Origin of the sequence: Herbaspirillum sp., from assembly GCF_035644555.1 — a bacterium.
Lineage (GTDB): Bacteria > Pseudomonadota > Gammaproteobacteria > Burkholderiales > Burkholderiaceae_D > Herbaspirillum.
Map to the genome: position 1 here is coordinate 1 of NZ_DASQOH010000046.1, position 18,612 is coordinate 18,612.

Genomic DNA, 18,612 nt, shown 5'->3' on the forward strand with positions numbered 1-18,612 from the left:
GATCGTGGACATCATCGGGGTGATCGACGGCATCGCCTTCCAGACCAATATCCTGGCCCTGAATGCCGCCGTGGAAGCGGCCCGCGCCGGCGAACAGGGTCGCGGCTTCGCGGTCGTCGCCACCGAGGTGCGCAACCTGGCGCAACGCAGCGCGGCCGCCGCCAAGGAAGTCAAGCAACTGATCGATGCTTCCGTGGACAACGTCGAAGCCGGCACGCGCCTGGTGGAACGTGCCGGCGAGACCATGGAACAGATCGTGACCAGCGTGCAGCAGGTCACCGATGTGATGGGCGAGATTTCCACCGCCAGCCATGAGCAGAGCGTGGGCATCGAGGAAGTGCACAAGGCCATCGCCCTGATGGATCAGGTCACCCAGCAGAATGCCACCCTGGTGGAGCAGGCCAGTGCAGCCGTTTCCAGCCTGCAGGACCAGGCCCAGCACCTGACCCGGGCGGTCGACGTATTCCAGCTGGCACCGCCCTCCGCCTCCGCGGTGCCAGCCGCCGCGGCAGCGGCCGCCGCAATGACGGTCGAGGTCAACCCGCCCCGCACCCTGGCCGGCCATGCGGCTTCGCCGCTGCGCCTGGTGGCGGCTGGGGATCACGGCAATGGCTGACATCGTCCCGGCCCGGCCGAACGATGAACTGCAGCGCCTGGCGGCGCTGCATGCCTTGCATCTGCTCGATACCGGCTCTTCCGAAGACCTGGACAACATCACCCGCCTGTGCCGCTCGCTGTTCGGCGTCAACGGTGCGTACGTGTCGCTCATCGATGCCGATCGCCAGTGGGTCAAGTCGCAGAGTGGTCCGGACATGTGCGCGCCCTCGCGCGAACTGTCCTTCTGCGATCACACGGTGAGCCGACGCGCGCTGATGGTGGTAGAAGACGCCAGCACCGATCCGCGCTTCGCCAATAATCCGCTGGTGGCGGGGCCGCCCTACATCCGCTTCTATGTGGGCGCGCCGCTGCTCACGCCGGAGGGCCACGCCATCGGCGCGCTGTGCGTCACCGATACCGCGCCGCGCAGTTTCGATGCGGCCCAGCGCAAGCAATTGCAGCAGCTGGCGGCGCTGGCGATGGCGCAGATGCTGCTGCGGCGGGCCATCGGCCGCGTCGATCCGCTCACGGCCATGCCCAACAAGTACCAGTTGCGCGAAGACCTGGCCTCCCTGGCGCCGGCAGGCGAGGTGCCGGCCGACGAGCCGGTGGCCACCCGGGCGCTGGCCTATATCGACATGCCGGATGCGCACACCTCCTTCGAGATCGCCAGCGTGCTGGGCTCGCGTATCCACGACGAACTGATCCGCAACGTCGGCGCCCGCCTGCAGGCACTGGTGCTGGGCAAGGGCGATGTCTATCACATCAGCGACGGTCGTTTCGCGCTGCTGTCGCACGCCGGTAAGGCCGAGCAGATGAGCCACCACCTGCGCAGCATGAGCACGGCGCTGGAGCAGCCGGTCGACAGCATGGCCGTGCCGCTGAACCTGCCCAGCTATGGCGGCATCGTCGAACTGCAGCAGACCCCCGAACAGCTGCGCGATGCCCCGCGCAAGGCGGTGGCGGCGCTACATGAAGCGCTGGCCAGCCGGCGCCGCTGGGCCGACTACGATGCCGACGCCGACGTCATGCACCAGCGCCGTTTCCGCCTGCTGCACGACATTCCCGAGGCACTGCTGCCCGAGCGCCAGCCGGGTGGCGGCCTGGCGCTGGCCTACCAGCCCAAGCTGGACCTGCGCAGCAACCGCTATCACGGCGGCGAAGCGCTGCTGCGCTGGCAGCACCATGAACTGGGGCCGATCTCGCCGGCCGAATTCATCCCGCTGGTGGAGCGCACGGCGCTGATCCGGCCGGTATCGGAATGGGTGATCCAGGCCGCCCTGCAACAGATGGCGACATGGAACAGCGAGGGCATGCCGGTCAAGCTGGCCATCAACCTGGCCGCGCCCAACTTCGAGGAATCCGACCTGATCGGCCGACTCGAACGCGGCTGCCGCGATGCCGGCATCGATCCGGCCATGGTGGAGATCGAATGTACCGAAGGGGTGTGGATGCACAGCCCGGCGGTGCTGGCGCTGCTGCACGAGATCCGCGCCCTGGGCATGGGCCTGGCGCTGGACGACTTCGGCACCGGCTACAGCAATTTCGCCTACCTGCAGCAGGTACCGGCCTCGGTGGTCAAGATCGACCAGTCGCTGATCCGCCATCTCGACACCCGTCAGCGTGATCGCCGCATCGTGCAATCGCTGATCGCGCTGGCCAAGGAACTGGACTACCGGATCGTGGCCGAGGGTGTGGAAACGGCCGAGACCCTGGAACTGCTGCGCAACTGGGGCGTGGACGAGGCGCAGGGCTATTACCTGGCCCGGCCGCTCACGCCGGAGGCGTTCTCGGCCCACGTGCGGGCAGCGGCCTGAGGATCGACCACCGGCCCGAGGGGCCGGTGCGGGACCGCTAGCTGCCAGGCGGCCCCTGCTCTTCCAGCTTGCGATACAACTGCTGGCGCGAAATGCCCAGCCGGCGCGCGGCTTCGGCACGGTTGCCGCCAGCCGCCGCCAGTGCGCGCTCCAGCATCAGCTTCTCCACCTGCGCCACCGCCGCTGCCAGCGGCCCGTCCCAGTCGATGGCCGCGCCCTGTATCGCGCCCGGCACGGACGGCCCCGGCAGGGCGATATCCTCGACCTCGATGCAGCTGCCATGGCTCATCACCGCCGCCCGCTCCATGGTATTGCGCAGTTCCCGTACATTGCCCGGCCAGCCATGCTGCAGCAGTCGCCGCGCCGCGGCCGCGCTGATGCGCTTGGGCTGCTCGCCGCCATGCTGGCGCAGGAAATGCTCGGCGATGGCCAGGATGTCCCCCGGCCGCTCACGCAGCGGCGGCACCAGGATAGGCAATACCTGCAGCCGGTACCACAGGTCCTCGCGGAATCGCCCCTCACGGATTTCCTGCGGCAAGTCGCGGTGGGTGGCGGCGATCACGCGCACATCGACCCGCAACGGCTGGCTACCACCCACCGGGGTCAGCTCCCGTTCCTGCAGCACGCGCAGGATCTTGGCCTGGGTCGGCAAGGCCATGTCGCCGATCTCGTCCAGAAACAGGGTGCCGCCATCGGCTTCCTGGAAACGCCCCATGCGGTGCTGGGTGGCGCCGCTGAAGGCGCCCTTGACGTGGCCAAACAGCTCGCTCTCGATCAGTTCGGCGGGAATCGCGGCACAATTGACGGCCACGAAGGCGCGCGCCGCCCGGCTGCCGTTGCGATGCAGGGCGCGTGCCACCAGCTCCTTGCCGGTGCCGGTTTCGCCCAGGATCAGCACGGTAGCATCGCTGGTGGCAGCACGGCCGATCTGCTTGAAGACCTGGCGCATGGCTTCGCTGTCGCCCACCAGCTGGTTGCGTTCGCTGGCGGCGGCAGTGGCGGCGACCGCCTGCCCGGCGGCGTCCGGTGAGGCCGCCGCACGCTGGCGCAGGGCCCGTTCCAGGGTCTCCACCAGGGCCACGCGCGGCACCGGTTTGGTGAGGTGATCGAAGGCGCCCAGGCGGATCGCTTCGATGGTGTTGTCGCCGCTGGCATAGGCGGTAAGCATGATGCAGGGCACGGCAGCGATGGCCGGCGCGCGCTGCAGGAAGACCAGGCCATCCTCGTCCGGCATGCGCAGATCGACGATGGCCACGTCGATCGGGTGCGCCGCCAGCAGACGCAGGCCGGCGGCGGTGCTGCCGGCCTCCAGCACCTCGTGGCCGAGATCGCCGACGGTCTCGGCCAGGCTGCTGCGAAAGGCGATGTCGTCATCGACGATCAGGATGCGCGCCATGGCAACTCCATATCGAAACGGGCACCACGCGCGGTGGTGGCCAGGGTGATGCTGCCGCCATGCGCATGCACGATCTCGCGCACCAGTACCAGTCCCAGGCCGGTGCCGCCGCTGCGCTGGCTGACGAAGGGATCGAACAGGCTCTCGCGCAGTTCGGGCGCCACGCCGGGGCCGTCATCGGCGACCCACAGCAGCAGGCGGGCATCCTGCACCAGGCGCGCGCCGATCTGGATAAGGCCGCCGGGCTCGCAGTGGGCCAGCGCATTGAGCAGGAGATTGTCCAGGGCGCGCGCCATCTGTACCGGGTCCAGGGCGGTGGTGCTCAGGCCGCCGGCGAAGCTGGGTAGGTTCAGCGCCGTGTCCAGGCGCAGCTGCTTGCGTTCGGCCAGCTCGGCATGGGCCTGGCGCCGTTCCTCGATCCAGGCGCCCAGGTCGATGCGCTGGCGCTGCACCTGGAACGGCTGGGCCAGCGCCAGCAGGCTGGCCACCAGCGCGTCCAGCCGTTCGGTCTGGCTGACCACCATTTCCAGCGCGCCGGTGACGCGCGCCGCGCGCACCTGGGCCGGCGCAGCCAGGGCGTTCTCGGCCTTCATGCGCATGGCGCCGATGGGATTGCGGATTTCGTGGGCCATGCCGGCCGCCACCCGGCCCAGCGTGGCCAGCCGCTCGGCATGCGAGAGCTGGCGCGACAGCCGTTCCGACTGGCTGCGCCAGCGGCTGAGGGTGCTACCCAGCCAGGCCCCGCTGGCGATGACGAAGGCCAGCAGCAGCGCGATGGCCACCAGCAACTGGTTGAGCACGCCGGCACTCATCACCGGCACCCGCTTGAGGGTCCAGCCCACCAGCGGCACCCCGCCCAGCGCGACCGGGCAGGCGGCGAACACCACCGCCTCGCGCAGGCCGGGCCGCACGTCGGTCACGCCGGTGGCGCCATCGAGGGCGCGCTGGGCGGTGGCGACGATGCGTTCCATCTCGGCCCCGGGCGGATCGCGCTTGATGCCGCTGCCGTCATAGGTGGGAAAGGCATAGGCCACCACCTCGTGCTGCGGATGCCAGAATCCGCCCTCGACGCCGGCCTGGTCGCGCAAGGACAGGTCGATCACCGCCTGCATCAGCGAACGGGCCGGCAGGCCGTCGGCGCCGGGCTGGCGCGGCGTACCACCGGCGCTGCCCGACAGCGCATGGGCCAGGCCGGCGCTCATGGCCGCGCAACTCACGGCGGCCTGGCCGGTAGCCTGGCTGATCTGCGAGGACGCGCCCTGGCGGCTCAGTTGCAGCAGCAGGAAGGCCAGCACGAGCGCAATCAGGGCGATGAAGGCCCACAGGATGACCAGGTCGCGCTGGATGGTGTTCTTGATGTTCAGGTGACCTCCGGAAGGCAGGGGGCGGGTCGCTTTTCGTGGCGCTCGCATTTAAACATGAATGCCGCCCCGCTGATAAGCCATCTGACAGGAAGGGCCGGATCGCGGTTCATCTTTTGTTGCAACTCAATCACGTTGCCACCGATCAAGATGGAAGCTGTTTTTGCTTTGTGCGTTAATTGCGCCTGGGGTCAAGCAGGGGGACATAAAATTAAGCAGTTGAAGAAATACCTGGTGGTGGTATTGGGTATCGCCATGTTGATGGTGGTCATCATGTGCGCCACTACGCTCTACCAGAGCTACCGCCAGACACGACTGTCGGCCGTGGCCAATGCCAGCAATGTGACCCTGATCGCGCAGCGGGCGATCTCGCGCAACATGGAAGTGCTGTCGCTGTCGCTGGATACGCTGGCCTATCGCTACCAGCATCCGCTGGGCGGCCGGCGCCTGGACGATGCCCAGCGCTATGCCTATCTTTTCGGCAGCACCGCCAATGTCAGCCATATCGCCGTGATGGCGGTGATCGACGCCAGCGGCACGGTGCAGGCCAGTTCACGCCGGCGCCAGGGCGATCCTGCGCCCAACTACGGCGACCGCAGCTACTTCCTGGCCCATCGCGATTCGACAGCGGTCGGGCTGTATGTCTCCAAGCCCATCCTCGCCAACCTGGCCAATGCCGGCCATGATGTGCGGGTGGTGGTGTTGTCCAAGCGGCTGTTCAACCAAGACGGCAGCTTCGGCGGCATCGTCGTGATGGCCCTCGATCTCAGCTATTTCCGGGAGCTGTTCGAAGGCCTCTCGCTGGGTGCCGATGGCGTGATCTCGCTCTATTCCGACGATGGCGTGGCCTACATGCGGGTGCCCTTCAGCGAACAGGTGATCGGTCGCGACCTGAGCAACAGCGCCAACTTCCAGCGCATCCAGAGCGCCCTGCAGCACGAGGAAGGCAGCTTCTTCGCACGCGCCCACAGCGACGGCGTGGAGCGGCTCTACACCTTCCGCCGCATTCCGGATTCGCCACTGATCCTGTTCGTGGGCTATGCGGAACAGGCCATCTTCAAGAGCTGGTACAAGACCCTCTATGCGGTCATCCTCTCGCTGTTCATCTTTGGCTTGCTGTCGGCCTATCTGCTCTCGCACGTGCGCCAGGAACTGCGCCGCCGCGTGGCCACCGAGCGGCGGCTGGAAGAACTGGCCCTGACCGACGGCCTGACCGGCCTGCTCAACCGCCGTGCCCTGGACGAAGCCCTGCAGGCGGCCTGGGAGCGCTGCCGGCGCAACCTCAATTCGACCTTCTCGGTGCTGTTCATCGATGTCGATCATTTCAAGCCCTATAACGATACCTACGGTCACAAGCTGGGCGACACGGTGCTGCAGGAAGTGGCGCGCACCATCAGCGAGAACCTGCCGCGTCACACCGATTGCGCCGGTCGCTATGGCGGCGAGGAATTCGTGGTGCTGCTGGAACTGACCGATGCCGAAGGTGCGCGCCTGATGGCACAACGCCTGTGCGACGCGGTCTACAGTCGCCTGATCGTACATGCCAGCAGCCCGTTGCGGGTGGTGACCATCAGCGTGGGCGTGGCCACCTTGCAGCGGGCGCATCATCGCCGGGTGGAGGACGTGCTCAATGCCGCCGATGCCGCGTTGTACCAGGCCAAGCGGGACGGGCGCAATACGGTGCGGGTGAGCGCCATGGATTGAGCGCCGGGCGGCACGTGGCGAAAAAAAAGCGCCGTTTTCACGGCGCCCTGTTCGCATCGCCGGCCCGTCCGGGCCGGCTCGCTCAGACCTCGCTCACATCCAGCGGTGCTTCGGTCTTCTCGATCACTTCTTCCTTGGTGACACCGGAAGCCAGTTCGATCAGCTTCAGGCCACCGGGGGTGACGTCGATCACGCCCAGGTCGGTGATGATGCGGTTGACCACGCCCACGCCGGTCAGCGGCAGGTTGCAGTCGTTCAGGATCTTCCTGGACGTGCTGCCGTCCTTGGCCTTGGCCACGTGCTCCATCAGGACCACCACGCGGCCGACACCGGCCACCAGGTCCATCGCACCGCCCATGCCCTTGACCATCTTGCCGGGAATCATCCAGTTGGCTAGGTCACCCTTGGCCGAAACCTGCATCGCGCCCAGGATGGCGATGTTGATCTTGCCGCCGCGGATCATGCCGAAGGAATCGGCCGAACTGAAGAAGGACGAGCCAGGGATGGTGGTCACGGTCTGCTTGCCGGCGTTGATCAGGTCGGCGTCGACCTGATCTTCGGTGGGGAAGGGGCCGATGCCCAGCAGGCCGTTCTCGGACTGCAGCCACACTTCGATATCGCTGGGAACGTGGTTGGCCACCAGGGTGGGCAAGCCGATGCCCAGGTTCACGTAGAAGCCGTCCTGCAGTTCCTTGGCCGCGCGGGCAGCCATTTCATCTCGGGTCCATGCCATTTTCTGTGTCTCCTCTTATGCGCGCACGGTGCGTTGTTCGATGCGCTTCTCGGGCGTGGCATTGACCACGATGCGATGCACGAAGATGCCGGGGGTGTGGATCTGGTCCGGGTCCAGCTGGCCCACTTCCACCAGTTCTTCCACTTCCACCACGGTGACCTTGCCGGCCATGGCGACATTGGGGTTGAAGTTGCGGGCGGTCTTGTTGAAGACCAGGTTGCCGGCCTTGTCGGCCTTCTGCGCCTTCACCAGCGACACGTCGGCCACCAGCGAACGCTCCATCACATAGCGCTCACCATCGAATTCGCGCACTTCCTTGCCCTCGGCCACCAGGGTACCGACACCGGTCTTGGTGAAGAAGGCGGGGATACCGGCGCCGCCGGCGCGCAGCTTCTCGGCCAGCGTGCCCTGCGGGGTGAATTCCAGTTCCAGTTCGCCGGCCAGGTACTGGCGTTCGAACTCCTTGTTCTCGCCCACGTAGGAGGCGATCATCTTCTTGATCTGGCGGGTGGACAGCAACTGGCCCAGGCCGAAACCATCGACCCCGGCGTTGTTGGAAATGGCGGTCAGGTTCTGCGCGCCCGAATCACGCAGGGCGGCGATCAACGCCTCGGGGATGCCACACAGGCCAAAGCCGCCGACCGCAATGGTCTGGCCGTCCTTGACGATGTCTTTCAACGCGGTGGCCGCGTCTGGATACACTTTGTTCACGAGTCTCCTTTCGGCTCTTGTCTTGCGAGCAGGGTTGCAAGCTGCTGGCTGGAATGCCAGTTTAAACAGGGATGGGCATCGGAGCTTCTCTTTCGCGCCGCGCCATGGCGGTACCGGGCTCCGATTAGCGCCAATTATCATAGGTCAGGTGAAATAAGCCATACAATACGGTAAAAATACCTGGCGCAATGCAGCATAGCACCGCCGGGTTCGAGGGACCTAGCCAGCGACTTGCGGCATACAGCGCAGCATATTCATGATCCAGCCACTTCCTATCGATTTCGAACAGGTTTTCATGCACGCGCCCATCGGCATGTGCGTCTCGCACAATCGCGTCATCCAGCAGGGCAACCTGGCGATGGCGGCAATGTTCGGCTACGAGGTGGAACAGTTGCGGCAGAAATCCTTCCAGGAAATCTATCCCACCGCCGACGAGTTCGAACGCACCGGCCTGCGCCTGGTCCCCATCCTCAACGAAAAGGGCTTCTATTCGGACGAGCGCATCATGAAGCGCTCCAACGACGAGATGTTCTGGTGCCATGTCACCGGCCATGCCCTGAACCGTGATAACCCGCATGCGGCCGGCATCTGGACCTTCGAGGATGTGAGCGCCAAGCGACCCATCGCGCCCGGTCTGACGCCGCGCGAACGCGAGATCGCGGCGCTGCTGGTGGAAGGCAAGACCAGCAAGCTCATTGCGCGCCAGGTGGAACTGAGCCCGCGTACGGTGGAAATGCATCGCGCCCGCCTGATGCGCAAGTTCGCCGCCTCCACGTCCTCCGAACTGGTACACAAGCTGCTCAGCATCACCCCCTGACCGAGCCTGACCCTCCCGCTCAGAACGGTTGCCCGGCGAAGCGCTGGGCCAGGAAGTCGAGCATGGTGCGCAAGGTCGCCGGCATATGCTTGCGCGAGGCATAGACGCCATACATGCCCAACTGCAGCGGCTCGTAATCCGCCAGCAACTGCACCAGCCGTCCGCTGGCCACCAGCGGCGCCACCGTATAGGCCGGCATGTGGCCGATACCGACCCCGGCCAGCACCGCCTGCAGCAGCACCGTCACCTCATTGGCACTGATGCTGCCGCCCACGGCGACGGACTGGGTCTTCGGCACCGGCCGGCGCTTGCCGCCGCGGGCGTTTTTGCTCTTGGGATCGAACTGCCACAGGCTGCGACCCACATAGGAATGGGTCAGGCAATTGTGCAAGGCCAGTTCTTCCACCTTGCGCGGAGTGCCATGGCGCGCCAGGTAATCCGGCGCGGCGCAGATGATCGAGCGGCATACGCCCAGCGGGCGCGCGATGAGATTGGGTTCCAGCCGGTTGGTCATGCGGATGGCCAGGTCGATGCGTTCTTCCACCAGGTTGACGGTTCGGTCCAGCGCCAGCAAGTCCACCGCCACGCCCGGATAGCGGCGGCCATAGTCCACCACCGCCTGGATCAGCTGGGTCTGCGCGAAGGACGTGCTGGCGGTGATGCGCAAGAGCCCGCGCGGGGTCTCATCGGGCGCCTCCAGCGCATGGCGCATGTCATCGGAAAACTCCAGCATCTGGCGGCAGCGCGGCAATATCTCGTTACCGGCCGGCGTGAGCGACAGGCGGCGCGTGGTCCGGTGCAGCAGCCGTGCGCCGACCCAGTCTTCCAGCTCCGCCACGTAGCGCGACACCACCGGCCGCGACAGGTCCAGCTGTTCGGCCGCCGCCGTCAGGCTGCCGCTGTCGACCACCGTCACGAATACCTGCATGGCCATCAAGCGATCCATGTCCCGCCTTTCGATCTGCACGTTTTTGGAAACAAACTATGATCGATTATGCTGTTTTTCGACATGCAAAGCGATCCTAAGATGGCGACTCAGCGTACCGATACGCTTGCTCCCACTGAAATCCCGAAAGGAAACCTCATGAAAATCGCAGTCATCGGCGCCTCCGGCAATGTCGGCACCCGCATCGTGGACGAAGCCCTGCGTCGCGGCCACAACCTCGTCGCCATCGCCCGCGATGCCGGCAAGATCGCCCAGCGCACCGGCGTGACCGTGGTCGCGGCCGACGTCAAGGACGCCACCAGCCTGGCATCAGCCATCAAGGGTGCCGACGTGGTCGTCTCCAGCGGCCGCTTCACCAGCTTCGGCGCAGCCGACCTGCTGCCGGCCGTGAAGGCGGCGGGCGTCAAGCGCCTGGCCATTGTCGGCGGCGCCGGCAGCCTGGAAATCGCACCTGGCATAGCCCTGATCGACACCCCGGAATTCCCGGAAGAGTACAAGCCGGAAGCCGCCGGCGGCCGTGACTTCCTGAACGCCCTGCGCGGCGAACAGCAACTGGAATGGACCTTCCTGTCGCCCTCGGCCCTGTTCATCGCTGGCGAGCGCACCGGCCAGTTCCGCCTGGGCCAGGACCAGTTGCTGGTCGGCGCCGATGGCAAGAGCTGGATCTCCTATGAAGACTTCGCCGTCGCCCTGCTGGACGAACTGGAACAACCGAAGCACGTCCGCACGCGATTCACGGTAGGCTACTGAGCCAGGCACCACCCCGGGCCTGATGGTGAAACATCCTCAGGCCCGACATCGATTGATCCAAGAGGAACCCCATCATGACCACCCCCGCCACCGCTCACGACACCATGCTCCACTACATCCACGATCCGCTGTGCGGCTGGTGCTATGGGGCTGCGCCGCTGGTGGCCGCGGCCCGCGCCGTGCTGCCGGTGCAGGCCCATGGTGGCGGCATGATGGCCGGCCGCAACCGCCGCCGCGTCGACGCGCAGTTGCGCGACTACGTGATGCCGCACGACCACCGCATCGCGCAGATGACCGGACAGGCATTCGGCGAGGACTATTTCAATGGACTGCTCAAGGACACCGATGCCGTCTTCGATTCGGCGCCACCGATTGCCGCCGTGCTGGCGGTGCAATCCATCCAGGGCGAGGCAGCCGGACTGGACATGCTGGCGGCGATCCAGCGCGCGCATTACCAGCAGGGGCGGCGGATTTCGGACGTCAGTACGCTGACCGAACTGGCCCAGGCGCTGGGCATCGACGCCGCCACCTTCACCGCCGAACTGCAACGCGTGGGGCAGGAAGAACTGGACGACCACATCGCGGCCAGCCGTGAATTGCTGAACTACGTCGGCGGACGCGGCTTCCCCACCTTCATCTTGCAGCGGGGCGATACGCTGGAAGTGCTCGACACCGGCCGCTGGCTGGGGCAGCCCGAGCAGTGGGCCGCCTACCTGCGTGACGAAACCGGAACGATCAGCTCGACATCGCCAGCGCAGGAAAGCACGCCGCTCCAATGCGATGTGCAGACCGGCCGCTGCGACTGATCACGACCGTCAGACCGGCAGGCCCAGTGCGCGCAATTGTGCGCGCGTCTGCGCAGCCTCGACATGATGGATGCCATGCCAGCCCAACGCCCGGCAGGCATCGATATTCTTTTGCGCATCGTCGATGAAGACCAGCTGCTGCGGCTGCAGCGCCGGCAGGTGGCGGCCGTAGCGTTCCAGCGCGATCTCGTAGATGCGCGCCTCGGGCTTGATGCAACGCTCGTCGCCCGATACCACGATATCCAGGAACAGCTGCATGAAGTCATGGTTGTCCCGTGCATGCGGATAGGTCTCGGCGGACCAGTTGGTCAGACCGAACACCGGCACCTGCTGCGCATGCAGTTCGCGCAGCAGCGCCACACCCTCCGGCAACGGGCCGCGCAACATCTCCACCCAGCGACCGTAGAAGGCCCGGATCAGGGCTTCGTGCTGCGGATGCTGCCGTACCAGCAGCTCGGTGGCATCGGCCAGCGTGCGGCCGCCATCCTGCTGCACATTCCATTCGGGTGAGCAGATGTGGGTGAGGAAGTGGTTGCGCTCTTCTTCATCGGCGATCAGCTGGCGATACAGATGCTGGGGATTCCAGTCGAACAGTACGCCGCCGAAATCGAAGACGACGGCGCGAATGCCGCTTGCTGTTGAAAACGTCATGGTCAGGGTCCTGAAGGAAAAATCGTATAAGACTGACGGTTGAGTCGGTGGCGTAGTGTACTTCGTGCGGTGGCATGTGCCTGAGCAGGATCACTCTTCGCCATCCCGCGCCGGGCCGCTGCATGGCCTCACCAGGTTCCCGAAGCAGTGATGCGCCAGGTCGGCATCCCGGCGGCAATGCCAGGCCTGCTGGAACGCAAAGGGCGGCAGAGCGAAGATAGAGGAGCATGCCCCGGAGGCTGACTGGCACGGCGCAGCCTGCCGCCGAGGGGCTCTGCAAAACCGACGGGGAGGTTTCCTGCTGACCGGCTTGACCGGGAATACTTCAGGCGGACAAGAGACGCTTCTGAAAGCGCTTCAATGCGTCGGTAAAGACTTCCGTCTGGTCCAGGGCGCGCGCCAGCACCAGGGCGCCCTGGATGCCGCCGACCACTTCTTCGGCCAGGACCCTGGCTTCCTTCGGCTTGCGTCCACTGCGCACCAGCGCCGCGGCCAGGGCATCGATCCAGGCAACAAAGTAATCGCGGACAATCGTGGCAAAGCGGTCGCGCTCATTGCCGAGCGCGAACACGCCGACCAGGCAGACGCGACGTCCGGAAAGGAAGTAGCGAGCGACATCGTCGAACATGGCCTTGATGCCTTCGACGGCATTTTCGCGCTCGTTCAGCGGATCGAAGACATGCTGCCTGAACCACTGATCGACGTGGTCCAGCACGGCCTCGGCCATTTCCTCCTTGCCGCCGGGGAAGAAGTGATAGATGCTGCCCTTGCCCAGCCGGGTTCCTTCGCTGATGCGCGCCAGGCTCGCACCTTCGAAGCCATAGGTGCGAAAGACTTCCGCCAGCAGCGGGATCACGTCGTCCCTTTCCGCAATTACTCTCGCCATTCATCTTCCTTAGAAACCGAAATCGCTCAGCCCCGGATGATCGGCTGGACGCGGGCCGCTATTGTCCCACAGGAATTTGCGTTCTTCCGGCTTGATCGGATGCTCGTTGATGCAGGCGTGACGGTGATGCATCAGCCCGTTCTCGTCGAACTCCCAGTTTTCGTTGCCGTAGGCGCGATACCACTGGCCGGAGTCGTCGTGGTATTCATAGGCGAAGCGCACGGCGATGCGCGCGCCGTCGAAGGCCCACAGTTCCTTGACCAGGCGGTAATCCAACTCGCGCGTCCATTTGCGCTTGAGCAGCGCGGTGATGGCCTCGCGCCCCTGGGCAAATTCAGCGCGGTTGCGCCACCAGCTGTCTTCGGTATAGGCCAGTGCGACTTTGTCGGCATCGCGGGTGTTCCATCCGTTCTCGGCGAGACGGACTTTTTCGATGGCGGTTTCGCGGGTGAAGGGCGGAAGCGGCGGGCGGATCGACATGGCATTTCTCCTTTAATTGACCTTTCGGAACACTATGTACCGTTCGGTACAGTGAATATAAACGGCGCGGCTTTTCTTTGCAAGCTGTTTGTCCTGACGTGGGGCGACCACAACAGCGAGCTGTCGTTGCTACTGGAATGGATTCTCTGGATGATCGACGGCACCGGCACAACGGCGCGGTCGCGATATCGTCTTGATCGGGCTGCCTGGCGCGCATCCCGGCGGGTCGCCGGGGCGCGTGGCGCAGATGAGGTGGGAGACCGGATTCTTCGACAGAAGACCTAAAGCCCGCGCAGGAAATCAAACAACTCCGGCCCATCCGCATAGCCCACATTGAAGCGGAAGCTGGTCTTCTCCGGCGCTGCCAGATGGAAGAAATCCCCCGGCGCCAGCCAGATGCCCTTCTGGCGCGCGCGGTCGGCGATCTCGCGGGCCGACAGTTCGCAACCCTCGATGGTGGCCCAGGTGAACATACCGCCGCGCGCCGCCGTAAAGGGCGTCAGGCCGACTTCGGTGAGCTTGGCATTCAATGTGGCCTGGGCGTTGAGCAGGGTCGCATTGAGGGTCTGCACATGGCGCCGGTGATGGCCTTCGGTGAGGACGTTGTGCACCAGTCGTTCGTTGATCTCCGAATTGGTCAGCGTCAGCACCATCTTGGTATGCACGATCTGCCGTGCCAGTTCGCGCTGGCAGGCGATGTAGCCCACCCGCAGCGAGGGCGCGATGGTCTTGGAATAGCTGCCCACGTAGATCACCCGCTGCAGACCATCGAGCGCGGCCAGCATGGGGTCGGTGGCCTGGCCGAGTTCGCGGAAGATGTCGTCTTCCACCACCCAGAAGCCATGCCGCTCGGCCGCCTGCAGCACACGCATGGCGCAGGCCGGGGTGTAGGAGGTGCCGGTCGGGTTCTGCAGCACGCTGGTGGTGAAGAACATCTTGGGCCGGTGTGCCCGGGCCAGCGTTTCCAGCTGCTCGGTATCGACCCCGCCCGGAGTGCGCGGCACGCCGATCACGTTCAGCCCGGCCAGGCGCAGCATGGCGATCAGGTTGCAGTAGCCGGGGTCGTCGATCATGACGGTGTCGCCGGGCTGGGTCATGGTGCGGATGACCAGGTCCAGGGCCTGGGTGGCGCCGTGGGTGGTGAGCACCTGTTCGATGCCCAGCTCCAGTGCCCAGTGGCCGAGGAATTGCGTGATCAGCTGGCGCAGCGGGGCATAGCCGTAGGGGTGACCATAGCCCACCTGCTGCGCGCCGGGCGAGCGGATGATGCGGCGCTCGGCCTGGTGCAGGCCTTCGTCGTTGAGCCACTTGCCGGGTAGCCAGCCGCAACCGGCCTTGATGGGCACGCGTTCGTCGGCAAACATTTCCGAGAGCAGCCAGGCCGAGTCGATCACCGGTTCATGCGGGACGAACACGGCGCGAGCGCCCGTCTGGCCAGCGCGTGCGGCCACGAAGAAGCCGGCGCCACGGCGTGCCAGCAACATGCCGCGTGCCACCAGTTGTTCATAGGCTTCGACCACGGTGGAGGCGCCGATGGCGTGGCTCTGGGCGAACTGCCGGACCGAGGGCAGACGTTCGCCGGAGCGCAGTTCGCCGGCTTCGATCAGGCCGGCCAGGCCGTCGGCGACCTGCTCGACCAGGCGGGCCGCAGTATTGCGTTGCAGATCGAGTTGCAGAGGCGCTCGCGGGAGCTTGGCCATGCTGATCCTTTCGGGCGAATGGAGCCCATGATGTCCACTGCATTGCTGCAATCGGAAAATGTGTGTTGTGAAATTCTGAACTGTATTGCTCTGCCGACGGCGGCGGAGCGGGCTCATCATTCTGCTGCCCTCCCCTGCTGGATAAAGGCTGCTGAGCCATCGACACCCGCCGACCGGACAGTGTCGTTCCCGGCGGATAACTCAATACAGTTTATTGCTTTTAACAATACAGTTTCAGATCAAAATCAAAAGTGTAGCTAACAATACTGCCAGTGTCTGGCAATAATCAAGCACTCCCTGCTGGTTTCTCCATTTACCCTTTCCATTGGTGCCTGCCATGTCCAGTCAAGACCATTCGCATCCTTCCAGCCTGTCGGCCTACTGGATGCCCTTTACCGCCAACCGCAACTTCAAGGCCGCACCGCGCATGCTGGTCTCGGCCGAGGGCATGCATTACCGCGATGACGCCGGCAATGCCATCCTGGACGGCACCGCCGGCCTGTGGTGCGTGCCGCTGGGCCACGCCCACCCCAAGATCGTCTCGGCCGTGCAAAAATCGGTGGCCACGCTGGACTACGCGCCCTCCTTCCAGCTGGGTCACCCCAGCGCCTTCGAACTGGCCGAACGCCTCAAGGCCTATACCGGCAACCGCTTCGCCAACGTGTTCTATACCGGCTCCGGTTCGGAAGCGGTGGATACGGCGCTCAAGATCGCGCTGGCCTATCACCGCGCCAAGGGCAATGCCACCCGTACCCGCCTGATCGGCCGTGAGCGCGGCTACCACGGCGTGGGCTTCGGCGGCATGTCGGTGGGCGGCATCGGCGGCAATCGCAAGACCTTCAGCACCGCGCTGCTGCAGGGCGTGGACCACCTGCCGCACACCCACAACCTGGAAAAGAACGCCTTCACCAAGGGCGAGCCGGAATACGGCGCGCACCTGGCCGACGAGCTGGAACGCATCGTCGCCCTGCATGACGCTTCCAACATCGCGGCCGTCATCGTCGAGCCGGTGGCCGGTTCCACCGGCGTGCTGATCCCGCCCAAGGGTTACCTCAAGCGTCTGCGCGAGCTGTGTACCAAGCACGGCATCCTGCTGATCTTCGATGAAGTGATCACCGGCTTCGGCCGCCTGGGTACGCCCTTCGCCTCCGACTACTTCGATGTCGAACCGGACATCTTCACCACCGCCAAGGGCCTGACCAACGGCGTGGTGCCGATGGGTGCGGTGTTCGTGAAGAAGGAAATCCACGACGCCTTCATGAACGGCCCGGACGGCATCGAGCTGTTCCACGGCTACACCTATTCCGGCCACCCGCTGGCCTGCGCCGCGGGCCTGGCTTCACTGGACGTGTTCGAGACCGAAGGCGTGCTGGACAATGCCCAGGCCGTGGCCGACTACTTCCAGGAGGCGGCCCACGCGCTGCGCGGCCTGCCGCACGTGATCGACGTGCGCACCATCGGCCTGATCGCCGGTATCGAACTGTCATCCATCCCGGGCCGCGTCGGCGCCCGTGCCTACGACGCCTTCGTGCGCGCCTTCAACGACGGCATCCTGATCCGCGTGACCGGCGACATCATCGCCCTGTCGCCGCCGCTGATCATCAACAAGCAGCAGATCGACGAACTGTTCGGCAAGCTGGCGGCCATCCTCAAGACCCTGGCCTGATCCCTCACTACGACGCAAGAAAGATTCATGGAAAAGATTGCACACTACATCGGCGGTCAGCGCGTCGATACCAAGAGCGGGCGCTACGCCGATGTCTTCAACCCGGCGCTGGGCGTGCCGGTGGCGCAGGTGGCGCTGGGCACGGTCGATGAGGTCGATGCCGCAGTGAAGGCAGGCGTAGCGGCCTTCCCGGCTTGGTCCAATACCCCGCCGCTGACCCGGGCGCGGGTGCTGTTCCGCTTCCTGCACCTGATCCAGCAACGGGCCGACGACTTCGCCCGCATCATCGTGCGCGAACACGGCAAGACCTTCTCGGATGCCCAGGGCGAAGTGGCGCGCGGCATCGAGATCGTCGAGTTCGCTGCCGGCATTCCGCAGATGCTCAAGGGGGAATACACCGACCAGATCGCCCGTGGCATCGATGCCTGGTCGATGCGCCAGGCACTGGGCGTGGTGGCCGGCATCACGCCGTTCAACTTCCCGGCCATGGTGCCGATGTGGATGTTCCCCATCGCCATCGCCTGTGGCAACTGCTTTGTGCTGAAGCCTTCCGAACGTGACCCCTCGGCCGCGCTGCTGATTGCCGACCTGCTGCAGGAAGCCGGCCTGCCGGACGGCGTCTTCAACGTCATCCAGGGCGACAAGGTGACTGTCGATGCGCTGCTGGACCACCCGCAGGTCAAGGCCATCAGCTTCGTCGGCTCGACCCCGATTGCCGAATACATCTATGCCCGTGGCTCGGCCAAGGGCAAGCGCGTGCAGGCCCTGGGCGGCGCCAAGAACCATATGGTGGTCATGCCCGACGCCGACATGCAGCTGGCCGTGGACGCCCTCATGGGTGCGGCCTATGGCTCGGCCGGCGAGCGCTGCATGGCGATCTCGGTGGCAGTCGCCGTCGGCAGCGCCGGTGACGAACTGGTGGCGGCCCTGGCCGAGCGTGCTCGCAAGCTGAAGATCAACGAAGGCATGGCCGCCGGTGCCGAGATGGGTCCGGTGGTGACGGCTGCCGCCAAGGAACGCATCGAAGGCCTGATCGGCCGTGGTGTCGAAGAAGGCGCCACGCTGGTGGTGGATGGCCGTGGCTACCAGGTGCCGGGCTTCGAAAAGGGCTTCTTCGTGGGTGGCACCCTGCTCGACCACGTCACGCCGGAAATGACGGTGTACAAGGAAGAAATCTTCGGCCCGGTGCTGTGCGTGCTGCGCTGCCCCGACATCGCCAGCGCGGTGGAGCTGATCAACGCCCACGAGTATGGCAATGGCGTGGCGGTCTATACCCGCGACGGTGGCGTGGCGCGCGAGTTCGTGCGTCAGATCGAGGTCGGCATGGTGGGGGTGAACGTGCCGCTGCCGGTGCCGATGGCCTTCAGCAGCTTCGGCGGCTGGAAGCGCAGTCTCTTCGGTGACCATCACATGTACGGACCGGAGGGCGTGCGCTTCTACACCCGGGCCAAGGCGGTGATGCAGCGCTGGCCCAATACCGCCAGCGCAGGTGCGGAATTCGCTTTCCCGCAGATGAAATAAACAGGACAGACGGCATGAAATTTTCATGCCGTTTTTCTTTGGTGCGGACGCAGGCGCAGGTATGCTGAGG

General features: G+C 65.3%; 17 protein-coding genes. 8 read left to right on the forward strand and 9 right to left on the reverse strand.

Going from position 1 to position 18,612, the window contains the following annotated elements; genetic code table 11:
* Together VE092_RS12095 and VE092_RS12100 are read left to right on the forward strand one after the other, a co-directional pair.
* A partial coding sequence (locus tag VE092_RS12095; protein WP_324877049.1) for a methyl-accepting chemotaxis protein occupies positions 1–616 on the forward strand: 616 nt, incomplete at its 5' end.
* Positions 609–2,414, forward strand: coding sequence for a GGDEF and EAL domain-containing protein (locus tag VE092_RS12100; protein WP_324877051.1), 1,806 nt, complete (start codon positions 609–611; stop codon positions 2,412–2,414). The genes VE092_RS12095 and VE092_RS12100, both read left to right, overlap by 8 nt.
* A gap of 37 nt (positions 2,415–2,451) precedes the next feature.
* Here VE092_RS12100 and VE092_RS12105 read toward each other — a convergent pair whose 3' ends face one another.
* The gene (locus VE092_RS12105) at positions 2,452–3,810 is read right to left on the reverse strand and encodes a sigma-54 dependent transcriptional regulator (RefSeq protein ID WP_324877053.1); all 1,359 of its coding nucleotides are present in this window, start codon (positions 3,808–3,810) and stop codon (positions 2,452–2,454) included.
* A complete protein-coding gene (locus tag VE092_RS12110) occupies positions 3,795–5,222 on the reverse strand; it encodes an ATP-binding protein (RefSeq protein WP_324877055.1) in 1,428 nt (475 codons plus the stop codon). The genes VE092_RS12105 and VE092_RS12110 overlap by 16 nt, the downstream gene beginning before the upstream one ends.
* Positions 5,223–5,321: 99 nt before the next feature.
* On the opposite strand from VE092_RS12110, the gene VE092_RS12115 reads away from it, so the two are divergent.
* Positions 5,322–6,875, forward strand: coding sequence for a sensor domain-containing diguanylate cyclase (locus tag VE092_RS12115; protein WP_414653478.1), 1,554 nt, complete (start codon positions 5,322–5,324; stop codon positions 6,873–6,875).
* A gap of 82 nt (positions 6,876–6,957) precedes the next feature.
* Here VE092_RS12115 and VE092_RS12120 read toward each other — a convergent pair whose 3' ends face one another.
* Positions 6,958–7,608 (reverse strand): 3-oxoacid CoA-transferase subunit B, encoded by a 651-nt coding sequence (locus tag VE092_RS12120; protein WP_008333506.1) that lies wholly within the window; start codon positions 7,606–7,608, stop codon positions 6,958–6,960.
* A 15-nt stretch (positions 7,609–7,623) separates the two neighbouring features.
* Positions 7,624–8,319, reverse strand: a complete 696-nt coding sequence (locus tag VE092_RS12125) for a CoA transferase subunit A (RefSeq protein ID WP_006461144.1) — start codon at positions 8,317–8,319, stop codon at positions 7,624–7,626.
* 256 nt (positions 8,320–8,575) lie between these two features.
* Between VE092_RS12125 and VE092_RS12130 the strand changes: the two genes are divergently transcribed.
* Complete coding sequence (locus VE092_RS12130; RefSeq protein WP_324877059.1) at positions 8,576–9,136, forward strand: PAS and helix-turn-helix domain-containing protein; 561 nt, start codon at positions 8,576–8,578, stop codon at positions 9,134–9,136.
* Positions 9,137–9,155: 19 nt separating this feature from the next.
* Here VE092_RS12130 and VE092_RS12135 read toward each other — a convergent pair whose 3' ends face one another.
* The gene (locus tag VE092_RS12135; protein WP_324877061.1) at positions 9,156–10,082 is read right to left on the reverse strand and encodes a LysR family transcriptional regulator; all 927 of its coding nucleotides are present in this window, start codon (positions 10,080–10,082) and stop codon (positions 9,156–9,158) included.
* A gap of 138 nt (positions 10,083–10,220) precedes the next feature.
* Between VE092_RS12135 and VE092_RS12140 the strand changes: the two genes are divergently transcribed.
* Together VE092_RS12140 and VE092_RS12145 are read left to right on the forward strand one after the other, a co-directional pair.
* Positions 10,221–10,832 (forward strand): NAD(P)-dependent oxidoreductase, encoded by a 612-nt coding sequence (locus VE092_RS12140; protein WP_324877063.1) that lies wholly within the window; start codon positions 10,221–10,223, stop codon positions 10,830–10,832.
* Between the two features lie 74 nt (positions 10,833–10,906).
* Complete coding sequence (locus VE092_RS12145; protein ID WP_324877066.1) at positions 10,907–11,638, forward strand: DsbA family protein; 732 nt, start codon at positions 10,907–10,909, stop codon at positions 11,636–11,638.
* Between the two features lie 9 nt (positions 11,639–11,647).
* Here the strand turns inward: VE092_RS12145 and VE092_RS12150 are convergent, their stop codons facing one another.
* From VE092_RS12150 to VE092_RS12165, 4 genes are all read right to left on the reverse strand, one after another.
* On the reverse strand, positions 11,648–12,289 hold the full coding sequence (locus VE092_RS12150; RefSeq protein WP_324877068.1) for an HAD family phosphatase: 642 nt from the start codon (positions 12,287–12,289) through the stop codon (positions 11,648–11,650).
* A gap of 325 nt (positions 12,290–12,614) precedes the next feature.
* Positions 12,615–13,175, reverse strand: coding sequence for a TetR/AcrR family transcriptional regulator (locus VE092_RS12155; protein ID WP_324877070.1), 561 nt, complete (start codon positions 13,173–13,175; stop codon positions 12,615–12,617).
* 9 nt (positions 13,176–13,184) lie between these two features.
* Positions 13,185–13,655 (reverse strand): nuclear transport factor 2 family protein, encoded by a 471-nt coding sequence (locus VE092_RS12160; RefSeq protein WP_324877072.1) that lies wholly within the window; start codon positions 13,653–13,655, stop codon positions 13,185–13,187.
* A gap of 281 nt (positions 13,656–13,936) precedes the next feature.
* Positions 13,937–15,355 (reverse strand): PLP-dependent aminotransferase family protein, encoded by a 1,419-nt coding sequence (locus VE092_RS12165; RefSeq protein ID WP_324877074.1) that lies wholly within the window; start codon positions 15,353–15,355, stop codon positions 13,937–13,939.
* A 337-nt stretch (positions 15,356–15,692) separates the two neighbouring features.
* On the opposite strand from VE092_RS12165, the gene VE092_RS12170 reads away from it, so the two are divergent.
* Both VE092_RS12170 and VE092_RS12175 read left to right on the forward strand, forming a co-directional pair.
* Positions 15,693–17,021, forward strand: a complete 1,329-nt coding sequence (locus tag VE092_RS12170; RefSeq protein ID WP_006461130.1) for an aspartate aminotransferase family protein — start codon at positions 15,693–15,695, stop codon at positions 17,019–17,021.
* Positions 17,022–17,048: 27 nt separating this feature from the next.
* The gene (locus tag VE092_RS12175) at positions 17,049–18,542 is read left to right on the forward strand and encodes a CoA-acylating methylmalonate-semialdehyde dehydrogenase (RefSeq protein WP_324877077.1); all 1,494 of its coding nucleotides are present in this window, start codon (positions 17,049–17,051) and stop codon (positions 18,540–18,542) included.
* Positions 18,543–18,612 lie beyond the last annotated feature (70 nt).